This window comes from Vibrio sp. V10_P2A27P122, from assembly GCF_963874335.1.
Lineage (GTDB): Bacteria > Pseudomonadota > Gammaproteobacteria > Enterobacterales > Vibrionaceae > Vibrio > Vibrio anguillarum.
This window is the reverse complement of record NZ_CAWNHY010000089.1, coordinates 1-6398: the sequence shown is the minus strand read 5'-3', so window position 1 is coordinate 6398 and position 6398 is coordinate 1. Positions and strand designations below refer to the sequence as shown.

The window sequence follows — 6398 nt, the reverse complement described above, 5'->3', positions numbered from 1 at the left end:
AGATAGCAGAGCGAATGTGATTGAACCTAGCGGCATTAGCAATCTGAGTCGTTTTTGCAGTTTGCATTTGCAGCCTGCAAAAATCTTCTTGGTGAAGTTTGAAAAAACAAGGAAACAATAGCAACTAAGCGCTATAAAACTTGGCACGTATGCTGCAATAACTATATCGACCCTTCTTAAGCCGAGGGTCACCTAGCCAACTGACGTTGTTAGTGAATACTCTTTGTTCACAATTTACATAGGCCAATCGCGAATATTGCGGTTGGCTTTTTTGTTTTCTGAGGGAGTGTGTTTACTGAGGGAAAACGTTAGAAGGGAACTTCAATTTGCATCATGACAACGCTGTCGAAATCTTCATGCCAACGATAGTCAAAACGCATGCGCGGCTCACCCGCTTTTTTCTCGCCAAAACCGATACTTAGCTGTAAGCCGTGACTCATTAACCACTCTTCGGTTGACATATCACTTTGCTCGTCAAGCAATTCAGAGGGTACCCAGACTCCAAAGCCAATGTAGCTTGTGGCCAATTTCTGAGTAAACAGGGGATCCGAATCGGCTTTTAAAAACCAATCGGCCCAGTAAGAAGAGTCGGCTGGAGATTCTTCAAATAAACCTAAAGCCAGCAGTTGTTTCGATGCGTAGCCCATACTATCTAATATAGAAAAGCAGACGCCCGATGCTGGTAACATTGCTGGGCTACTATCTGCACCTAGTGTTAATTCTAACTCTGGCGTTAATAATGAACCGGAATAGAGATCGCAAGCTTCCGTCAGCGACGAAAACATGATTAACGCACAAACAGCCACATTTAACTTCATGAATGCAAACAGCTCCGACCACGAAAAGGGCGTGGATTGTCTAGTAAAGTTTTCTTTGCTGCAAGATTTTCCTAACAGAGATAGTCGTTAAATCGGCAATATCTAAATTTTCAGCTAACCGCTGACGAATATCAGTACTACGAATCGCGACTTTTTCAGGACAGGCCATGACTGACCAGCGTTGCAAGATATCTTGAGCTTTATAGAATTTCGCAAAATTGAACAGATTATCCGGGCCCATTACAAAAGTAATGTCAGCATCAGGTGATTGTTTTTGCAGTAATGACAAAACAGCGTGAGTTGTGACGCTCTGCCCGGGCTGTTGCAGTTCCTCTTCGACTATTGAGCGTTGTATCTTATCTGACTGCAAATCATGAATAAAAGCATCAATAAGTTCACAACGGATCTCATAACTGAGCATCTGCTTACCCCAAGCGTGTGAAATGCTCGGTACCAACAGAATTAAATCGAAATGGCTTAGCGATTCAATCACACTTTTATGTCCTAAGCTCGGAGGGTTAAAAGCACTCCCAAAGACGGCAATTTTGGTCATAGCAATCCTATTCAAGTCTGAAAACCATTTTCTCGGTTTTCTAATCTGATGATTTCGGTATGATACACCAAAGATTTATATTGCTTGCAGGAAAAGGAACCCTAATGGAACAAATGATCCGTGATGAGATGCGTGTTCTCTCATCCATTGACCCTGTTTATGAAATTGAACGGCGCGTTGAGTTTATTAAACGCAAATTGGTTGAATCTGGTTGTAAGTCTTTAGTGCTTGGCATCAGTGGTGGCGTCGACTCAACAACGTGCGGCCGTCTAGCCCAGCTCGCCGTGACACAACTCAACCAAGAATACGCCGTTAACGACTATCAGTTTATCGCCGTTCGTTTACCCTATGGCGAACAAAAAGATGAGGATGAAGCGCAGCTTGCTCTCTCCTTCATTCAACCTACACACTCAATTTCGGTCAATATTAAAGCGGGTGTAGATGGCCTGCACTCAGCCTCTCTTGATGCGCTACAAGGCACAAGCTTAACTCCAACTGACAGTGCCAAAATTGATTTCGTGAAAGGAAATGTAAAGGCGCGCGCTCGCATGGTTGCGCAGTACGAAATTGCAGGTTTTGTTGGTGCGTTAGTACTCGGCACGGATCATTCCGCAGAAAACATCACCGGTTTTTATACTAAATTTGGTGATGGCGCGTGTGATTTAGCACCACTTTTTGGCTTGAGTAAACGTCAAGTGCGCGCGGTAGCGGCTAAATTAGGCGCACCACAGCAATTGGTTCAAAAAACACCCACCGCGGATTTAGAAGAGCTCGCACCACAAAAAGCAGATGAAGATGCGTTAAACTTAAGTTATGACCAAATCGATGATTTTTTAGAAGGGAAGCCTGTTTCACAGCACGTGATTGACCGTCTTGTCGCGATTTACACAGCAACTCAGCATAAACGTCAACCGATCCCAACGTTGTACGATTGATCGACACAATCTCTCTATAACTCTCTACAAAAAGCACTAAAGCCAACTTCTCCGTTGGCTTTAGTGTTAAAGTCGACAATACAAGCTTGCACAAAGTGCCAAATTATTGACTCATTTTAATCAGTGATTTACCAATCAGCCACTCAAGCTCCCTTGCGCTCTCTTTGCCAAACTGTACAGCCACCGTTTTGTATAACCGATCGACACCGTTTGCTGCAAATTCATCCGCATTTTCAGTCGTCACAACATGATGAAATAATAAACGCAAAATAGCCAAAAATTGTGCATTTTCCAGCGCATTTATCCAGCTATTTGAAAAGCTTGAAAGGTCATTTTCAAAATCTAAATGCTCAACAAACAGCTTAAAAATCCGCCCATCTAAAGCGGCCGTAAAATCGGTTTTCTTTGGAAAATGGTGGCTAATCCCCGTTCGTGAAACCCCTGTTTGCTGACTCAACGTGGTATACGACATTTTGTCGTAACCCAGTCTCAATAGCTGATCGACAACAGCATCCATTATTCTCTGAATGGTGATTTCAGTATCTTCTTTACTACGCTTTGGCATGGTCCAGACTCTTCTCTTTTTTATTAATCCATCTAACTCAATTGCGATGATAGTGCCGTTTCGCGAATCACCCCTCGTGGTATGGCATTTTCTGTCTAAAAAACCATCCTTTAAAACAGTAAATTCAAACCAGAATTATCTTGTTAAAAGCGTTATCTACTGGCTTGTTACTGTCACTCCTTTAGCTATCACTAATAAAACTTAAATTTCCAGTTTATTAGTCATCACCACTAATGGATGAAGCGCAATTTATAATATTAATAATTGTTTCAACCGAATAATCTTACAATCATCAACAATTCGCAACGAACTGAACACTGTTCTGACAAATTTATGACACAAAAACTAGTGATTATTTGAGCAGTATCACACTCATTAATTCATAACGATGGCTAAAAACTTTCGAACAACCAAAATAAGACGCGATTTACCCCAAACCTGATTGGCTTTTTGTGGCTGATAAACGATTTGCCCGTTAGAATGTCCATACATTTACTAAGAGGATTCACAATGAGTATCGAAAAAGACGTTGATATCCAAGTCTGCGAAGCATGTGGCTGCGCTGGCGAAATTGGCTTTATTATCAAAGAAGGTGATGAAGTTGCCGAAGTGATGGTCATGGCCCCCAACAAAGCTCAGCTAGAAGCTGAATTTGAGAAGTACCTCGCTCTTGCCAAACAGGTTTCAGATAATGTTGAGTTTGAAGTTTCACCGTTAGACGATAACTCTACTGAATTGCATGCACGTTTCAAATTTGAAGTCAGTGCCGAAAAACTTATTTTTGAACTGAAGTCGCGCTCTTTGGCTCGTTAATCTAATTGCTCTTAGCGGGCCTAATCATGGCTCGCTTTTTTATCGCCCAAGCACTTTGCTTTCTCATCCTAGGCAATGCATTATTGAAGCTTAACCGTAATCTGCCGATACTCTAGGTATCGTGTCTTCATCTGCAGGCTTTATGAATAAGTTTTCGCTTTTACTAACATTATGCAACCTTCTCTATGCCTCTTGTGCATGGTCACAGCCGCTCGATCAATATCAAATTCTTAACCACCTTGATAATTACGGCAATCTCTATTTGCGTAATAAACCCTACACAACACTACCCGAAAATCTCACGCTCAAAGGCAACCTAAATATTGCTAAGACATCGATAAAATCCCTGCCTAAGGGCTTGAATGTGCAGGGTAGTTTAGAAGCATCTAATAGCTTGCTAGAGAATATTCCAAAAGGTACCACCATTCGTGGTTATGCGAACTTACTGGGTAGTAAAATCAAATCGTGGCCAATGAGAATCAAGGTCGGTGGTTACCTGAATTTCACGGATACACCGCTTGAAACGCTGCCTACGAATCTCTTAGTCAAGGGAGATTTGAGCGTAATTCGAACGCCATTAACCCAATTGCCCGAAGGTTTGGTTGTGGAAGGGAGTTTGTTTATTGGCGGTTCCAAAATCACCGAATTTCCTGACACGATGACCGTCAATGGCAATATTTATTTGGGAGGTAATGTCATCAGTAAATGGCCAAGCAAACTGACCCTTGGCGGCGCGGTCGCAAGATAGGCTAGAAAAAGAGAAGAGAAGAAGCCGTGGGCCCCTCTCTTCATCGTTTAATGATTATTGCTGATTCTTTACTGGGTTGGCGTAACTATCGAGTAAATAGCGCTGTGCCCCTTCAGGGATTTGGGTCAGCTTGCTTTCTAAGTGAGCGCGGATATCTGGCGTGATATCACTACTTTCTATCCCAGCCGCTAACTTATTGATCGGGAATAATTTGTAGTTTGCGTGAATTTGGCGATCGATCTCTTGCGCCAATGCTTCTGGCGTTTCAAATGCTTGAGTAATCACTTCACCAAAGCCAACATGCACTCGGCCTTTCTCACCGACAATACCTTGGACAATGCTTTCAATATCTTCAAATTCCCCTTTTTCATAACGCCCATGCGTCGCTTTTTCATACAACTCACACGCTTTGGCCATATCGCAGGGATCGTTTTCATATGAAATCGCGACCGGGACAATTTTGAGCGATTGAATATACTGAGCAAACTCTATTTTCTGCTTGCGCCCTTCCACATGGAACATTTTCAAAATGGCCGGATCGGTAAAATCGTTACCATCTTTTGCTCGTCCCTCTTTTTGCGCTATCCAGATAGAATTTCCAGTTTCAAGTGAGTGTTTAATGTAAGCAGATAAGGTACTGAGCGCTTTCATCATCTCGCGCGGGCCTTTAGCCGAGCGTTTCACAATAAAGCTCTTATTAAGACGCATCAGCTCTGTAGCACAAGGCTTTTTCAATAAGTTATCACCAATCGCAATACGTACAGTTTTATGCCCAGACATATACAGACCATAGTTGACCAATGCTGGGTCCATCGCGATATCACGGTGGTTCGAGATAAATAAATAAGCCGTCTGTTTATCCAATTTATCGAGACCACTGAAGGTGACACCTTGTGTCGTTGATTCTAGTGTTTTCGTGAGGTATTTCTTCACTTCAAGTTGGATTGCTTCCACGGACGTGAGTTTGGCCCATTTAAACTTTAAGTATGCTTTTACAAAAGGGCTCAGTATCGATTTTAGCCAAGCAGATCGTTTGTCAAAACGATGTTGCAAAATAGCTGAGATAAATTCTTCATCATTAATTAAACGGTCAATAGCCGCTGGAATCTCATCGTCGTTGTAAGGACGGATATCTACATAAGGATCAGTTGTGGTGGTCATATATTCATACATCAAATAAAAAGCTGGCTCATTCTACGCATAGTTGACGTAGCTCGCAGCTACAGTCGTAACAGATTCACTAAGGTCAGACCAGAATAAGGTGATTTTAGTTCGCATATTTGGCATTTTCTGTGAGACAAGGTACTCTTAGCGCCCCAAAATCAGTGAGAAGTACCATGAACTACGCGATTCAATTTGAAGCCTTACTGTCTGCTAACTTAGTTGTCACCCCTCGCAAGAAAGTCATCAAACACAGTTTGATTCGAGTAATGAGCGGATTAGTACTGTGTAAACTTGGCAAACATGAATATTCAGTTGAAGCAAAGCAGAGTTTTTGGATCCCTTTTGACTGTTTATGCTCGCTGACTATTTTTCCTAATACGCAGTGGCAGCGTGTCGATTTTTCAGTACGTTTAACCGCCGATTTTTCCCATCAAGCGGGTTACGTCACCTTATCTGAACTGAGCCAAGCCGCTTGTGATCACCTGAGTCAATGTCAACCTAACGATGAAATCTATTCGCACCTTCTTCATGTACTAAAAAGTGAAGCCACGCATTTTAAACCCAAATTATCGTTAAACAACTTCAGCGAAAAGCTATCAGCGTGGCAACCACATCAAGTAAGTGAGCTACCAATTGAATGTCAAATAGCACTACGTGTTCGTGAGGCACAAAAGCGCAAACTGTCTGGCATCAAGCTGAACCAAATCGTCGATGAGCTTTTCCAAGGAAATGAACAAGAGTGCCAACAACTTGCGCTTTTAGTTCTCGGGCGAAATTTGTAATTTTTCGCTTAAAAATGGAT

General features: G+C 42.2%; 8 protein-coding genes. 4 read left to right on the top strand and 4 right to left on the bottom strand.

Translation table 11 applies throughout. The features are described from left to right. Positions 1-308 precede the first annotated feature (308 nt). Complete coding sequence (locus AACQ17_RS04910; RefSeq protein ID WP_013867983.1) at positions 309-818, bottom strand: hypothetical protein; 510 nt, start codon at positions 816-818, stop codon at positions 309-311. Between the two features lie 40 nt (positions 819-858). Further along, complete coding sequence (locus AACQ17_RS04905) at positions 859-1371, bottom strand: nicotinate-nicotinamide nucleotide adenylyltransferase (RefSeq protein ID WP_029388414.1); 513 nt, start codon at positions 1369-1371, stop codon at positions 859-861. Positions 1372-1475: 104 nt separating this feature from the next. Between AACQ17_RS04905 and nadE the strand changes: the two genes are divergently transcribed. Next, positions 1476-2306: an ammonia-dependent NAD(+) synthetase gene (gene nadE / locus AACQ17_RS04900; protein WP_026029071.1), complete on the top strand. Its 831-nt coding sequence runs from the start codon at positions 1476-1478 to the stop codon at positions 2304-2306. A 103-nt stretch (positions 2307-2409) separates the two neighbouring features. Here the strand turns inward: nadE and AACQ17_RS04895 are convergent, their stop codons facing one another. Next, a complete protein-coding gene (locus AACQ17_RS04895; protein WP_013867986.1) occupies positions 2410-2871 on the bottom strand; it encodes a TetR/AcrR family transcriptional regulator in 462 nt (153 codons plus the stop codon). Positions 2872-3381: 510 nt separating this feature from the next. Between AACQ17_RS04895 and AACQ17_RS04890 the strand changes: the two genes are divergently transcribed. Both AACQ17_RS04890 and AACQ17_RS04885 read left to right on the top strand, forming a co-directional pair. Beyond that, entirely contained in the window at positions 3382-3684 is a 303-nt protein-coding gene (locus tag AACQ17_RS04890) for a YfcZ/YiiS family protein (protein ID WP_010318562.1), read from the top strand. A gap of 121 nt (positions 3685-3805) precedes the next feature. Then, positions 3806-4432: a hypothetical protein gene (locus tag AACQ17_RS04885; RefSeq protein ID WP_094147970.1), complete on the top strand. Its 627-nt coding sequence runs from the start codon at positions 3806-3808 to the stop codon at positions 4430-4432. Between the two features lie 54 nt (positions 4433-4486). Here AACQ17_RS04885 and AACQ17_RS04880 read toward each other — a convergent pair whose 3' ends face one another. Beyond that, a complete protein-coding gene (locus tag AACQ17_RS04880) occupies positions 4487-5593 on the bottom strand; it encodes a 1-acyl-sn-glycerol-3-phosphate acyltransferase (protein WP_026028217.1) in 1107 nt (368 codons plus the stop codon). 176 nt (positions 5594-5769) lie between these two features. Between AACQ17_RS04880 and AACQ17_RS04875 the strand changes: the two genes are divergently transcribed. Then, a complete protein-coding gene (locus tag AACQ17_RS04875; RefSeq protein ID WP_017043337.1) occupies positions 5770-6378 on the top strand; it encodes a hypothetical protein in 609 nt (202 codons plus the stop codon). Positions 6379-6398: the final 20 nt, after the last annotated feature.